Source organism: Novosphingobium marinum, from assembly GCF_013408095.1.
Lineage (GTDB): Bacteria > Pseudomonadota > Alphaproteobacteria > Sphingomonadales > Sphingomonadaceae > Novosphingobium > Novosphingobium marinum.
Genome location: NZ_JACBZF010000007.1, coordinates 104,740 through 117,906 on the forward strand (window position 1 = coordinate 104,740; position 13,167 = coordinate 117,906).

Below are 13,167 nucleotides of genomic sequence, written 5' to 3' on the forward strand. Positions count from 1 at the left end.
AATGCAGGGACGAAGCGTGGACAAAACAATGGATGACGACGAAGCGATCCTGATCCTCACCACCGGCGGGACGATCGACAAGCAGTACTTCGACGCGAAAAGCGAATTCCAGATTGCCGACACGATGATTTCGCACCTCCTGGAAGAGGGGCGCGTCAGGCAGTCCTTCCGGATCGAGGAGGCGATGCGCAAGGACAGCCTGGAACTCGACGATGCCGACAGGGCCGCGATCCGCGATCGTATCGGGCGCGCGCCCGAACGGCGCATCGTCGTGACGCACGGGACCGACACGATGACCGAGACCGCGCGCGCCCTAGTCGGACTCGACGCGCGCACCATCGTGCTTGTCGGCGCGCTCGCACCCGCCCGGTTCGCGCAGAGCGATGCCGCGTTCAACCTCGGCATGGCCTTCGCCTGTGCGCAGGTCGCGCGGCCTGGCATCTACATCACGATGAACGGCACCGTGTTCGACGGGCTCAAAGTGCGCAAGGACAGGGAGGCGGGCGCGTTCGTGCGCCTCGACTGACCCTGTACCGTCGGCGGTTCAGCCCAGCGGCTTGCTCGAATCGAAGAACAGCGCCTGGCTGATCGCGGCGCGCACCGTCGCTTCCTGGAAGGGCTTGGTGACGAGGTAGGTCGGCTCGGGCCGCTCGCCGGTCAGCAGCTTCTCGGGATAGGCGGTGATGAAGATCACCGGCACGTCGCCGAACTTGAGCAGGTCCTCGACCGCGTCGATCCCCGAGCTGCCGTCGGCAAGCTGGATATCGGCGAGCACCAGACCGGCACGCTTGTTCTCGAATATCTCGATCGCCTGCGTCCGGGTGGCGGCGGTCCCTACGACATTGTGGCCGAGGTCGGTCACCAGACCTTCGAGCTGCATCGAGATCAGCGGCTCGTCCTCGATGATGAGGACGTCGGTCTTGGTCTCGGATTCGATCTCGGAAATCGCCTGGTTGACCAGCGAGCGGACCTCTTCCAGCGACATGTCGAGGATTTCGGCGGCTTCTTCCTGCGAGAACTCCTCGAGCGTCGTCAGCAGGAGGGCCTGCCGGTGCAGCGGCGTCATCTGCGCAAGGCGCTGCTGGGCTGCCTTCGCGAGCGGGGTGTCGCCGGCGCGCTGGTCCGCTTCCTCGACGTGGCCGGAAGACCAGATGCGGTTGAAGGCGCGGTAAAGCGCCGCGCGGCTCTCGGCGATCTCGGTGCGCAGGGCATCGTCAGCAAGCGCCGCTTCCAGCGTCGCGCGAACGTAGGTGTCACCCGAAGTTTGCGAACCCGTCAGCGCGCGGGCATAGCGCCGAAGGAAGGGGAGTTGGACGCCGATCTGGTCAGCTACCGACATGGACACCTCGATCTGAATTTTTTTGCTGACGGGTGATGTAGCGCAATAACGGCGCTTGCCAACCGTGCTTCGTGGAATTTCGATCCGGTGGCGAAAATTCGGCCCGGCGCTGCTAAATCTTTGTTAAATCGGGCTAGTAACCGGCCCCCGGTCGGGCCTGCGAAAATTCTTTCGAAAAAGATTCACTTTCCGGGAACTCTTTCCGGGCGGTGGTGTTCATCCAGTATCACCACTGGCCCTCCCACCCACCCCACCCCCCGCAACCGGTGGTGATCCGATCCCGAGGCCCCTGCCGCCAAATGGCCGCAGGGGCCTCAAAATTTTTGGGCTGGTCCGATTGCCCTGGCGCGAATGGGTCCGCCTTGAAATCCTCAGCGAAAACCGAAGGCCTGGCGTAGTTTGGCGAGCATGCCGGCGTGGCCCTGCGTGTTGCGTACCGCCTGGACGAGTTCCGCCGCCGCATAGGGCTTGCACAGCACGGTGCCGAGGCTGGCGACGCTTTCGGGTATGCTTTCGGGCGCCCCGGTCGAAAAGACGATACCCGGCGGCTTGGGGCCGAGTTGCAGGGCAAGCTCCGCCAGGCCCCACCCGTCAGCGCGGTCGGCCAGGTTGACATCGAGCACGATCGTGCCGGGCCTGAAATCGGCGAGTTCCCGTGTCGCCTGTGCTATCGTCGGACATGTGCGCACTTCGACAGCGCCGGCAGCCCGCAGGCTGTCGGCAAGGTCGTTTGCGAGCATCGTATCGTCCTCCACGATCAGGACGCGCCCGAGCGACCCGGTTGGTTTTTCGGGAGGGGGCGGGCTGGTGTTGCTGTCGCTTCGATCCATGCGGTCCGGTTTGGGTAAGTAGGTGCCGGCAACGAAGGAAATCGGCGGGCGCCGGTTCCCGTCACAGTCTGATAGCGGCCAAACGCTGCGATGGTCCTGCTGTTCCTTCGGCTCGCCGCATTTCGATGCGCGCCGGACGCCGATCTCAAACCCGCAGGGCACTTTCCGGGAACCAATGCGCGGGGAGTTGCGTTCAAAAGTCAACGTAGCAATTGGAGGGAACCCTATGACGTCGACAGCGGAATCGAAGTCCGAACCTGAAAAAAAGACTATCGAGACGCTCAGCGATGGCGATTTCAAGCGCGCGCTGAATGACGTCGCCCCGCACCTCAGGGCCTTTGCCCGCGCGCTTTGCGGATGCCGCGACCGTGCCGACGACCTCGCGCAGGAAACGATGCTGCGCGCCTGGGCCGCGCGCGACCGCTATGCCGCCGGTACCAATTTCAAGGCGTGGACCTTCACGATCCTGCGCAATCATTTCTACAGCGAAGCCCGCCGCAGCCGTTTTCACGGCGAGTACGACGAGATTGCCGCCGAACGCATCCTGCGCGCTCCCGCTTCGCAGGAAAGCGCCGTCGAGCTTTCCGATGTCCTGCGCGCGCTCTCCACGATTCCCGAAACCTATCGCGAAGCACTGATCCTCGTGGCGGCCGGCAACCTGTCCTACGACGAGATTGCGAACATCTGCGGTATCGCGCTCGGTACGGTGAAGAGCCGCATCTGCCGCGCCCGCGCAATGCTGAGCAAGGCCATCGAGTCCGGACAGCTTCCCGACTCGCGTCACGAATTCGTGCTCGACGGCGATGCGATCAGTTCGTTCTTCGGCGAGCTTACCAAGATCGCCAACGCCGACGCGGAGCAACTCCGCGCGGTGGCATAAGGCTCTTTCGCAATGCCTCATCGTACCAAAGCCAAGATCCTGATCGTCGAGGACGAATTCCTTGTTGCCCTGCAGCTCGAGGACATGCTGCTCGACGCCGGATACGACGTCGTCGGGATCGTGCCGGACAAGGCGTCGATCGCGACAGTCGGTGACGCGCCCGACATTGCCCTTGTCGACCTGAACCTGCGCGACGGACTCTCCGGACCGGAGATCGCGTGCAGGCTTTCTGAATCGCACGGGACATCGATCGTCTATGTCACCGCGAATCCGAACCAGATCGAACGACCTGCGCAGACCGCGGTCGGTGTTGTGCAGAAGCCGTTCTCGCGCGACGTGATACTCGATGTGATCGCCTACGCGGCTGCCGGAGCACAGCCTTCAGGCGCGCTTCCGGCAGAGGTTTTCCCGATAGCCGCGAACGGCTGACAATTCATTTCAGGACAGGCCGCAAGGGGCCGGAACCAACCGCATTCCGGCCCCTTTCGCTTGTGTGCAATCCGCATGCGGGCGGTCGCCGGAACTTCAGCGAGGGCAATCGATGGACAAGGTCATACTCGACGGGATCCAGTATTACGGCGCGGGCGCGGCGACGCTTGCGGCACTGATCATCTCGCTCGACCTTGGCCGCAAATGGACCGGGTATGCATTCGTCATCTTCGTCACCAGCTCGATCGCGCTGATCGCATGGGGCTTTCTCGAGCCGAACAGCGAAGGTATCGGCGTCCAGAACCTGGTGCTGCTGGTGATCAACTGCGTAGGCGTTTACCGCTACCTCATCTCGAAGCATCGCGACGAGCTGGAAAGCTAGCGACCAGCCAGCGAAGGCCTATTCGCCCGTCCCGGCATTCTCGGTCGTCTCGTCGATCTGGTCCAGCGCCGCGCCGACTTCCGCGGTGCTCTTGTCGATGGCCGCATCGCCGGGCATCGCCCGGTCCTCGGCCGAAAGCCAGAAAAATGCGAGGATGGCCAGGATCACGAGACCGACCAGCGCCGCCGCGCCGCCGCGAGCCGACCGGACAGGGCCGGCGGCCCGATGAGAACCGTTTTTCGGATCACCGGGCATGAAAAACTCCGTCGCGCGAACCCGGCAGACGACATTCGCGCTCCCGGCTGGCTGACGTGATCATGTATTCCCCTCCCGTGCGAGCGCCGACCTGGGGACGATAGCCCGGACGACGAGGCCCGTCCGCCGCCAGTCGTATTCGACGCGCCCGCCAAGCTGGCGATGAATACTCATGTCGATGAGGGCCGCACCGAACCCGTTCTCGCTGCTCGGCAGCACCGGCGGGCCGCCGGATTCGCTCCATGTCAGTTCCGCGTCGTCGCCGTTTTCCGACAGCGCGATCTCGACCGTGCCGTCGTCGGCCGACAGGGCGCCGTACTTCGCGGCGTTGGTGGCAAGCTCGTGGAAATACAGTGCCAGCGGCGTGGCCGAACGATCGTCGATCGCGATGTCCTGCCCGGTCATCGTGAAGCGCGCCTCGTCGCGCGCGCCATAGGGCGCGAGCAGCGCCTCGAGCATGCCCTTCAGGCTGGTGTGCGGGTGCGGCTCGAACTCTCCGCGAGCATCGGTGCGCACGTAGTCGTGCGCGCGTCCCAGTGCGAGGATGCGGTCCTGGAGATCGCGGCCGAGATCCCTCGCCTCGGGATGGCGCCGCACGGTCAGGGCGATGAGGCCGCCGATGACCGCGAAGATGTTCTTGATGCGATGGTTCAGCTCGCGCGAGAGGATCGCGAGCAGGTCCGAGGTCTCTTTCTGGTCGTGGATATCGGTGCAGGTGCCGATCCATCGCAATATCTCGCCATCGGGGGCCAGCATCGGGAGTCCGCGTGCGAGTTGCCAGCGATACTGGCCGTCATGGCGGAACAGCCGGTATTCGATTTCGTAGGGCTTGCGGCTCTCAAGCGACTCGGACCAGACACCGGCGGTTTTCTCGGCATCGTCGGGATGAAGGAAACCCAGCCACTTGTGCCCGTAGGAATCCTCCAGCGGCCGGCCTGTAAATTCGCGCCAGCCGCGATTGAGATAGTCCACTTGCCCGTCCGGCGTCGTCGCCCAGACAAGCTGCGGCATGGCATCGGCAAGCGTTTCGAAACGATGCCGGTGGTGTTCGATCTGCCAGCTCTGCTCCTCGGCGAGTTTGCGACTGCGCGCCTCGATCCGCGCCTTCTCGAGGATTGCCATCGCGGCCTCGGCCAGTGTTTCCAGCGTTTCGCACTGCTCGCTGTCGAGCGCCGGGCGAGGCTTCGTGTCGATCACGCAGAACGCGCCGAGCGGCAGGCCTTCCGGGGAACGCAGCGGCTGTCCGGCATAAAAGCGGATGCCCGGCTCCCCGGTGACGAGCGGATTGTCGGCGAAGCGCTCATCGCGCCCGGCGTCGGGAACCGTCATGCACGCTTCCTGCCGCATGGCGTGATCGCAGAAGGACCACGCGCGCGGGGTTTCGGCCAGTTCGGTTCCTGCCCTGCCGACGAACACCTGCCGGTCGGACCCGACCAGGCTGACCAGCCCGACAGGCGCACCGCAGACCGTGGCTGCCAGCCGGGCGAGGCGGTCGAGCTTCTTGCGCACGTCCCCGTCCTCAATGGGATAGGTCTCGAGCGCAGCCAGCCTTTCCGCCTCGGAAAGGCCGTGAGGTTTGGGAGTGTTCAAGCTGTTTTCACCCACGACGGCCCCGCAAGGGCCATTGCCAGTCTAGCGAAGGCCGAAGGGGCAGTAAATCAGACGCGACCGACTTCGTGTTCGCCTGCTTCTTCGGGAGTTATCTTCATCCCGGCCATCATCTTAAGGCTGCCGGTCACGCCGGGTTCGGACGTCCATACCTCGGAATCGTCGATGTCGAAGCGCAGCATGATGACTTCCGGGTTCTCGCGGCCGTTCGGAAACCACGCCTCGACGGCGTTGTTCCAGTGCTTGTCCCAGATCGTACGGTCGGTTTCGCGCGTGAGCTTCCCGGCGATGCAGGCGAAAACATCGTGGCCCTTGGTCATCACCTGGCCCATGGCCCGGCCGCCTGCCGCTATGCGGTTCTTCACGTCGGTAAAGAACCAGATCGTGTGGTGGGCATCCTTGTCGAGCTGCGCGGTCATCGGTTCCGAATGCTCGTTCGAGCCTTCGAGCTTCATCATGATGAACGGACTGTCGGCAAAGGCCTCCCAGAAAGTGTGGCGAACGTCCTTTTCCATGTGTCGTCTCCTTTCAATTCGCTTACCGAATCGAACGCGTGATCCGGTCCGGCGTTCCAAGGAGGCGGCTCGCCTCAGGCGTTCCGGGCGACCTCGTCGGCGAGCCGCAGGTCGGCGACGAGCGACAGGTACGCCTTGTCCGCCGCCTCCCGGTCGGGCTGCCTCAGGATGTAGGCGGGGTGATAGGCGGCAACGGCGCTGCCGTGTTCGAGCGGCACGCGACTGCCGCGCATCGTTCCGACCGCACCGTTCTTGCCCGTCACGCCCCGGATGGCGGTTGCGCCCAGCATCACCATGGCGGGGGGACGGATCAGGTCGATTTCCTGCCCGAGCCACCAGCGGCACGCCTCGATCTCCGATGTTCCGGGTTTCTGGTGGATGCGCCGCTTGCCGCGCATCACGAACTTGAAATGCTTGACCGTGTTGGTGACGTAGACCCGGTCGCGGTCGACCGACGCTTCTGCGAGCGCACGATCGAGCAGCTGGCCGGACGGGCCGACGAAGGGCTTTTGCGCCAGGTCCTCCTCGTCGCCGGGCTGCTCGCCCACGATCATCAGCCGGGCATCGCCGGGGCCTTCGCCGAAAACGCAGCCGTTGGTGCCCTTCCACAGCGGACAGCGGCGGCACCCTTGCGCTTCCTCGCGCAGGCCGGAGAGCGTGGTGGCTCTCTGCTCGGGCGCGGGACGGGATGAAGTCATAGTGGCCTCCCGGGCCTGCGCCCCCGCGATCAGTGGCGCGATCAATTCCGCCTCGGGCAGGTTCTTCCAGTACTTGCGCGGCATCTCGCGCGTCATTGCCGAGACCTTGAGCCGCGCCGGATTGAAGATCGCGCCGTAATAGGCCTTCCACATCTCCTCTAGCCGGTCGCCGTCGGCGGCCTCGGAACGGTCGGCACCCGATGCCTCGGTGAGTGTCTCGCCATCCCAGTGTATCGAGAGTTCGGGCGTGAGGATCGACCAGCGCATGCTGGCGAAGCGGCGGACGAAGAAGCCGGCGTTGGCGCGCACGATATGGTGATCGGGCTCGAACCAGGCGACGAACGCGCCGTCCTCGACTTCGCGAAATCGCACGAAAGCGCGCATCTTGTGAACGTCGCGGCGCACCGCCCTGGCCATCAGCTCGATCCTGCGGACCAGCGGGTCGGCCCGATCCTCGAGCAGGCGAGGCCGGTCCTGCAAGCCCAGAAGCAGGCGATAGAGCAGCGAGAAGCGTTCGGGATCGGAATGCAGGATCGCGGACTTCGCGATCTGCGGAAAGTTGCGCGGCACACGCAGTTCGCGGTGCGGCACATCGGGGAGGGGAGCATTGCCGGCGGCGAAGAGGTCGCCCGCGCCGTCTCCGGCATCCCAGGCGACCTCGTCCGCTCCCAGTCCAGCGCCGGCGAGGCGCCGGGCGGCATCGCGCCACCCTTCGTAGTCGTCCTCACCGGCGAGGCGGACGGCGCGCAAGGGGGGACGCGCGTCCGCTATGGGCATGTCACTCGCGGGCATCGCCCGGCAGTTCGTCCTCGGCCCGTTCGAGTTCGCGCGGCTTGCGGTCCTCGAAAACCTTGGCGATTCGCTTTTCGGCTTCGTCGGTCAGCTGGTCGGCCGCGGCGGGGAACATGTCCTCCTCCTCCTCCTCGATATGATGGAGGTAGCGGTGGCGCATGTCCTTGAACTTCTGCAGCCACGCGCCCGAGCTCATGTCGGTTTCGATCAGCTCGCCGAGGAAATCGTCGATCTCCTTGTGCTCGGATACCGAGTGGCGCGCCTCGTCGCGCAGGTCCGGGCAGCCGAGCATCGTGGCGTAAAGCGATTCCTCCTCGGCAGCGGCGTGCGCCTGCAATTCGCGCCGCAGTTCCTCGAAGAGTTCGCGGCGCTCATCGCTGGCGCCTTCGGTATTGCCGAGCTTTTCGAGAAGATCGCGATGGCGATCGTGGTCGTGCTTGAGATCCTGGAAAATGCGGGCGTCAGCCATTTCGTGTGTACTCCGTTGCTTTGTCCCTAGAACGAAGCCGGGCGCGCCGGGTTTCCGATGCGAATCATTCTCAGGCCGCGAACAGTTCGAGCTGTTTCGCCGGCGGCGACAGCATGCGGCGCAGGTCCGCGCGGTCTGTCAGCAGGGTGGGGCGCCAGTCGGCGGCAACGATGAAGGGCCTGACCCTGGCGACCGACTGGGTGAGCCTCGCCACGTCGTCGAGCCGCAGGATGCGATGGCGACGTGTCGAGAGGATCGTCTTCACCGCCTTCACGCCAAGGCCGGGCACGCGCAGCAGCCGTTCCCTTTCCGCCCGGTTCACGTCCACCGGAAACCCTTCGCGGAACTTGAGCGCCCAGGCGAGCTTGGGATCGATGTCGAGAGGGAGCATCCCGCCGTCGGCGGCGTCGCGGATGTCGTGCGGATCGAAACCGTAGAAGCGGATCAGCCAGTCGGACTGGTAGAGCCGGTGTTCGCGCATCAGCGGAGGCCGCTTCAACGGCAGGACGGCGCTGGCATCGGGGATCGGCGAGAACGCGGAGTAGTAGACGCGCCGCATTCCGTAACTCTGGTAAAGGCCGGCGGCGCGCGTGATGATGTCGCCGTCGGTCGCGGAATCGGCCCCGATGATCATCTGCGTTGACTGACCTGCCGGAGCATATCGCGGCGCCTTGCGATACCGTTTCGAGGCATCGCGCGCATCGACGATCGCCTCCTTCATGCCCGCCATCGACCCGGTAATCCGATCCACCGACTTTTCCGGCGCCAGCCGCTTCAGCCCTGCTTCGGTGGGCATCTCGATATTGATCGAGACACGGTCGGCATAGAGCCCTGCCTGCCGGACAAGGTCGCCATCGGCATCGGGAATGGTCTTGAGGTGGATGTACCCCTTGAACCCGTGCTCCTCGCGCAGCTTGCGCGCGACCTCCACCAGCTGCTCCATCGTGTAGTCGGGCGAGGCGATGATGCCCGAGGAGAGGAACAGCCCCTCGATATAGTTGCGGCGATAGAAACCCAGCGTCAGGTCGACCACTTCGTCGACGGTGAAGCGCGCGCGCCGCACGTTCGAGCTCTTGCGATTGATGCAGTAGTGGCAGTCGAATGTGCAATAGTTCGTCAGCAGGATCTTGAGCAGCGAAATGCACCGTCCGTCGGGGGCGTAGGCATGACATATTCCCATGCCCTCGGTCGAGCCGATGCCGCCTTTCCGGCTGTCGCGCTTCGACGTTCCCGACGATGCGCACGAGGCATCGTACTTGGCCGCATCGGCCAGCACTTCCAGCTTTTCCTTCAGGGACATACGCGCCATTCGTTCGATATATGTTCCCGTTCGTTGCATGTCCAACTTTTTCCCGCCACCAATCGCCCGGCAGAGCGTTTAGCCGGTTCGACCACGCAAAGGAGTTCGATGCGCGCATGAGCGGGCGACTGATGTTCATGGACGATACGGTGCCAGGCATCGTGCGTCGCAAGGTGCGCGGTAACTGGGCCTACTTCGACCCCGAGGGCGCGCGCATCACCGATCGCCAGGAGATCGACCGGCTCAACGCCATCGCTCTGCCACCCGCCTATACCGGGGCATGGTTCGCGCCGCGCGCCAACGCGCATCTGCAGGCAATCGGCTACGATGCGAAGGGGAGGAAGCAGTACCGCTATCACCCCGACTGGAGCGCCGAGCGCGAGATGCGCAAGTTCGAGCTTTGCGCCCCGTTCGGTCGCAAGCTCAAGGCGCTGCGCAAGCGTGTGAAGAAGGACCTGCGCCGCCGCAAGCTGAGCCGCGACCGCGCGATCGCGTCGGTCGTCGCGCTGCTCGATACCGGGCAGATCCGCATCGGCAACGAGTGCTACGCCAAATCGAACAAGAGCTTTGGCGCTACGACCCTGCGGCGGCGGCACGCGATGCTCAGCGGCCGCTCGCTGACGCTGCGGTTTCGCGGCAAGTCGGGCCGCAAGCGCGAGATCGCCTGCGACGATCCGGCGCTGCTGCGCTACGTCCGCCGGGTGCAGGACCTTCCCGGCCAGCACCTGTTCCAGTATCTCGAAGAGGACGGAACCGCATCCGCCGTCACGTCCGACGACGTCAACGCCTACCTGCGCGAAACGATGGGCGAGGATTTCTCGGCGCGCAATTTCAGGACATGGTCGGCCTCCGCGCTTGCATTCGGACTGCTGCACGCAAAGCCGGAGATCACCGTCGGCGCGATGATGGAGGAAGTGGCGGACAGGCTGGGCAATACGCCTGCCGTGGCGCGCAAGGCCTATGTCCACCCCGCCGTGGTCGCAGCGGCCAAGGGAGAGGCGGCGCGCAAGGACATGCCGAAGCGACTGCCGCGCCGCACGCGCACCATGTCGCGAGAGGAACGCGGGCTGCTCGCCTTTCTCGAAAAGCGCACCAAGCGCTGACGGTTCAGCGGCGTCCGAGCTTCTCGATGGCGCTGCGGATGTCCTTCATCGCGTAAGGCTTGGTGATCACCGGGACTTTCGCGAATTCCTCGGGCCGAGACTTCAGTTCGCCGTAGCCGCTCGCGAAGACGAAGCTGATCCCCAGCCGGGCCAGCTTGAACGCGACTTCCTCGCTGGTTTCGCGCCCCAGATTGATGTCGAGCAGCGCGAAACGGATGTCGTTGTCTTCTATCACCTTCAGGGCATCGCGGACCGAACCGGCGACGTGGCAATGGCCGCATCCCAGTTCGCCGAGGATGTCCTCGGCTTCCATCGCGATGATCATGTTGTCCTCTACGATCAGGCAGTCGCCCGAAAGCATCACATCCTTCTCCTGTCCCGGCGCTTGGTGGACCGAACCGCTCTCCTGCGTCCGGTCAGGAAGGGACTGGAAGGCCGCGACGTGATCCGGCGGGAGGACGAAGCGGGCATGGAGCCCCTCGGGATCGAAATCGATGCGCGCCTCTCCGCCCAGCTCGTGCGGGATCGTGCGCTCGATGATCGTCGATCCGAACCCGCGCGATTTCGGTGCCTTCACCGGCGGCCCGTCACGCTCGGTCCAGCTTAGTTCGAGCGCGTCGTCCCGGTTCTTGCCGATTGCCACCTCGACCCTGCCGCCCGAATCCGAGAGCGCGCCGTACTTGGTGCTGTTGGTCATCAGTTCGTGGATGACCAGGGCAAGCTGGGCGAAGGCACCGGGATGGATCAGCGCGTCGGTCCCGGTGATCTCGACCCGGTCCGCCTTGCCGCCAGTATAGGCCTCGCACTCGGTGCGGATAAGCTCGACGAGCGAGGAGGGCGACCAGTCGGACTGCGTCACCTGGTCGTGCGCGCGGGCGAGCGAGTATATGCGGCTGCCCACGATCTCGGCGAACTCGTCGATCGAGTTGCTGCTCGCCTTGCTCTGCGTCACGAGGCTGCGGATGAGGTTGAGGATGTTGCGGACGCGGTGGTTGAGTTCGGCGATCAGGATGTCCTGCCGCTTGCTCGCCCGTTCGCGCTCCTGGTTGACGCTGTCGGTCAGGCGCAGAACCACTTCGAGCAGCGTCACGCGCAGGCTCTCGGCGCTCTCGATCTCGTCACGCGTCCAGTTGACCGAGAAGCCGCGGCGCTCTTCCTTCCAGATGTCGAAGCTCTTGCGCGGGGTCAGCCGGTCGCCGTTGGGGCCGAGTTCTACCGATTTCTCCGGATTGCCCGCCCAGCTTACAGAGTGGACGTGCTCCTTGCGGAACAGCACGATGTAGTCGCGCGGGGTGCGCGATACCGGGATGGCGAGCAGGCCCGCCGCGTCGTCGGCGAAGCGGGCCGCGTCGGGATAGATCGACTGCAGATTGTCACTTGCCCATACAGTGCTTGCCCCGGCGGTGTTGAGGAAGCGGGCGAGCCGCTCGAAGTCCTGCCTCTGCGGAGTGGAGCCTCGCGACATGAATTCGCCGTCGACCCAGCCGACGATGCCGTCGAACGGAATGACGTTGCCGATGCTGCCGGCGAATTCCTCGAAGGCTTCGAGCAGGGTGTCGCCGCCCGCGACGCGGGCCATGATCTCGTCGTGGAGACGCATCGCCGACTGGCGCTGCTTCAGCGCGCCGGCGGTTTCCGCCTGATCGAGAAGGTAGGAGAAGAACTCGCCGAACAGTTCGGCCGCAGTCCGCACCGAGTAGGGCAGGTTGAGCGGCGAATAGTGATGGCATGCCATCAGTCCCCACAGCTCGCCGCGCCGCATGATCGAGACCGACATCGACGCCTTGACACCCATGTTCTTGAGATACTCGATGTGGATCGGCGACACCGCGCGCAAGCCGCACATCGAGAGGTCGAGAGGGTCGCCGCTGGGGTTGAGCTGCGGAAGGATATCGACGGTCGGATCGTCGACGTCCGAGATGATCCGCAGGATATTGCGCGAATAGAGGCGGCGGGCCTGCGCGGGAATGTCCGACGCCGGGAAGTGCAGCCCGTGGAAGCTGTCGACCGAGCCGTTGATGCTCTCCGAAATGACTTCACCCGCGCCGCCGGGCGCGAAGCGGTAGACCATCACGCGGTCGAAGCCGGTCAGCCCGCGAAGCTGCCGCGCGGCGCGGTCGCAAAGCTGCTGGATCGAACTGCCCTGCCGGATGCGGTCGATCATCGGCCGTACGTAGCTGACGTAGTCGCGCCGCCGTCCGGTCTCGCTCGGCTCGGCCTCGAGGATGTAGGTGCGGCCCGAAAGGTGCACCGCGATATCGAACAGCCTGTCGTCGCCGAGCAGGTCGAGCTCGAAGATGCGCTCGACCGAATCAGGCGATCCGAGCATCTGCAGGCGAGAGCGGATTTCGTGCAGGGCGGGGCCGTGCAGCACGTCGAACGCGGGCGTCCCGATCAGGTCGCGGATGTCGCGTGCAAAAAGGTCGGCGCAATTGGCCGAGGCATGGTTGACGATCCAGTCGCTGGAGAACGAAAGCAGGTACCCGAAGCTCTGGATGCGGCCGATGATATGGATCGGCTCCATGTCGCACGTCGACAGGTCGACGGGAGGTCGGTTGTCGGTCATG

The 13,167-nt window shown here is 64.8% G+C and carries 14 protein-coding genes; 5 read left to right on the forward strand and 9 right to left on the reverse strand.

Annotated features, from left to right (window positions below; all coding sequences use genetic code 11):
* The first annotated feature begins 28 nt into the window (after positions 1-28).
* Positions 29-526: an asparaginase domain-containing protein gene (locus FHS75_RS15675; RefSeq protein ID WP_179408620.1), complete on the forward strand. Its 498-nt coding sequence runs from the start codon at positions 29-31 to the stop codon at positions 524-526.
* An 18-nt stretch (positions 527-544) separates the two neighbouring features.
* Here the strand turns inward: FHS75_RS15675 and FHS75_RS15680 are convergent, their stop codons facing one another.
* Together FHS75_RS15680 and FHS75_RS15685 are read right to left on the reverse strand one after the other, a co-directional pair.
* A complete protein-coding gene (locus tag FHS75_RS15680; RefSeq protein WP_179408621.1) occupies positions 545-1,339 on the reverse strand; it encodes a response regulator in 795 nt (264 codons plus the stop codon).
* Between the two features lie 371 nt (positions 1,340-1,710).
* A complete protein-coding gene (locus FHS75_RS15685) occupies positions 1,711-2,169 on the reverse strand; it encodes a response regulator (protein ID WP_179408622.1) in 459 nt (152 codons plus the stop codon).
* Between the two features lie 226 nt (positions 2,170-2,395).
* Here FHS75_RS15685 and FHS75_RS15690 point away from each other — a divergent pair, with 226 nt between their 5' ends.
* The 3 genes from FHS75_RS15690 to FHS75_RS15700 all read left to right on the forward strand — a co-directional run bounded on the left by FHS75_RS15690 (position 2,396) and on the right by FHS75_RS15700 (position 3,860).
* Positions 2,396-3,049 (forward strand): sigma-70 family RNA polymerase sigma factor, encoded by a 654-nt coding sequence (locus tag FHS75_RS15690; RefSeq protein WP_179408623.1) that lies wholly within the window; start codon positions 2,396-2,398, stop codon positions 3,047-3,049.
* A gap of 12 nt (positions 3,050-3,061) precedes the next feature.
* A complete protein-coding gene (locus FHS75_RS15695; RefSeq protein ID WP_179408624.1) occupies positions 3,062-3,478 on the forward strand; it encodes a response regulator in 417 nt (138 codons plus the stop codon).
* A gap of 112 nt (positions 3,479-3,590) precedes the next feature.
* Entirely contained in the window at positions 3,591-3,860 is a 270-nt protein-coding gene (locus tag FHS75_RS15700) for a hypothetical protein (protein WP_179408625.1), read from the forward strand.
* Between the two features lie 18 nt (positions 3,861-3,878).
* Here the strand turns inward: FHS75_RS15700 and FHS75_RS15705 are convergent, their stop codons facing one another.
* The 6 genes from FHS75_RS15705 to FHS75_RS15730 all read right to left on the reverse strand — a co-directional run bounded on the left by FHS75_RS15705 (position 3,879) and on the right by FHS75_RS15730 (position 9,506).
* Positions 3,879-4,115: a hypothetical protein gene (locus FHS75_RS15705; RefSeq protein ID WP_179408626.1), complete on the reverse strand. Its 237-nt coding sequence runs from the start codon at positions 4,113-4,115 to the stop codon at positions 3,879-3,881.
* Between the two features lie 60 nt (positions 4,116-4,175).
* Complete coding sequence (locus FHS75_RS15710) at positions 4,176-5,705, reverse strand: PAS domain-containing protein (protein ID WP_218845299.1); 1,530 nt, start codon at positions 5,703-5,705, stop codon at positions 4,176-4,178.
* 68 nt (positions 5,706-5,773) lie between these two features.
* Complete coding sequence (locus FHS75_RS15715; RefSeq protein WP_179408628.1) at positions 5,774-6,238, reverse strand: pyridoxamine 5'-phosphate oxidase family protein; 465 nt, start codon at positions 6,236-6,238, stop codon at positions 5,774-5,776.
* 74 nt (positions 6,239-6,312) lie between these two features.
* Entirely contained in the window at positions 6,313-7,686 is a 1,374-nt protein-coding gene (locus tag FHS75_RS15720) for a UdgX family uracil-DNA binding protein (protein WP_179408647.1), read from the reverse strand.
* Between the two features lie 28 nt (positions 7,687-7,714).
* Positions 7,715-8,197 (reverse strand): hemerythrin domain-containing protein, encoded by a 483-nt coding sequence (locus FHS75_RS15725; protein WP_179408629.1) that lies wholly within the window; start codon positions 8,195-8,197, stop codon positions 7,715-7,717.
* Between the two features lie 70 nt (positions 8,198-8,267).
* A complete protein-coding gene (locus FHS75_RS15730; protein WP_179408630.1) occupies positions 8,268-9,506 on the reverse strand; it encodes a putative DNA modification/repair radical SAM protein in 1,239 nt (412 codons plus the stop codon).
* 107 nt (positions 9,507-9,613) lie between these two features.
* On the opposite strand from FHS75_RS15730, the gene FHS75_RS15735 reads away from it, so the two are divergent.
* A complete protein-coding gene (locus FHS75_RS15735; protein ID WP_179408631.1) occupies positions 9,614-10,600 on the forward strand; it encodes a DNA topoisomerase IB in 987 nt (328 codons plus the stop codon).
* A gap of 4 nt (positions 10,601-10,604) precedes the next feature.
* On the opposite strand, the gene FHS75_RS15740 is transcribed toward FHS75_RS15735, so the two are convergent.
* Positions 10,605-13,166, reverse strand: coding sequence for an HWE histidine kinase domain-containing protein (locus tag FHS75_RS15740; RefSeq protein ID WP_229735682.1), 2,562 nt, complete (start codon positions 13,164-13,166; stop codon positions 10,605-10,607).
* Position 13,167 lies beyond the last annotated feature (1 nt).

Coding starts and splice junctions, on each gene's coding strand:
- FHS75_RS15675 (WP_179408620.1), top strand. CDS start 29: ATGGATGACGACGAAGCGATCCTGATCCTCACCACCGGCGGGACGATC.
- FHS75_RS15680 (WP_179408621.1), bottom strand. CDS start 1,339: ATGTCGGTAGCTGACCAGATCGGCGTCCAACTCCCCTTCCTTCGGCGC.
- FHS75_RS15685 (WP_179408622.1), bottom strand. CDS start 2,169: ATGGATCGAAGCGACAGCAACACCAGCCCGCCCCCTCCCGAAAAACCA.
- FHS75_RS15690 (WP_179408623.1), top strand. CDS start 2,396: ATGACGTCGACAGCGGAATCGAAGTCCGAACCTGAAAAAAAGACTATC.
- FHS75_RS15695 (WP_179408624.1), top strand. CDS start 3,062: ATGCCTCATCGTACCAAAGCCAAGATCCTGATCGTCGAGGACGAATTC.
- FHS75_RS15700 (WP_179408625.1), top strand. CDS start 3,591: ATGGACAAGGTCATACTCGACGGGATCCAGTATTACGGCGCGGGCGCG.
- FHS75_RS15705 (WP_179408626.1), bottom strand. CDS start 4,115: ATGCCCGGTGATCCGAAAAACGGTTCTCATCGGGCCGCCGGCCCTGTC.
- FHS75_RS15715 (WP_179408628.1), bottom strand. CDS start 6,238: ATGGAAAAGGACGTTCGCCACACTTTCTGGGAGGCCTTTGCCGACAGT.
- FHS75_RS15725 (WP_179408629.1), bottom strand. CDS start 8,197: ATGGCTGACGCCCGCATTTTCCAGGATCTCAAGCACGACCACGATCGC.
- FHS75_RS15730 (WP_179408630.1), bottom strand. CDS start 9,506: ATGGCGCGTATGTCCCTGAAGGAAAAGCTGGAAGTGCTGGCCGATGCG.
- FHS75_RS15735 (WP_179408631.1), top strand. CDS start 9,614: ATGAGCGGGCGACTGATGTTCATGGACGATACGGTGCCAGGCATCGTG.
- FHS75_RS15740 (WP_229735682.1), bottom strand. CDS start 13,166: ATGACCGACAACCGACCTCCCGTCGACCTGTCGACGTGCGACATGGAG.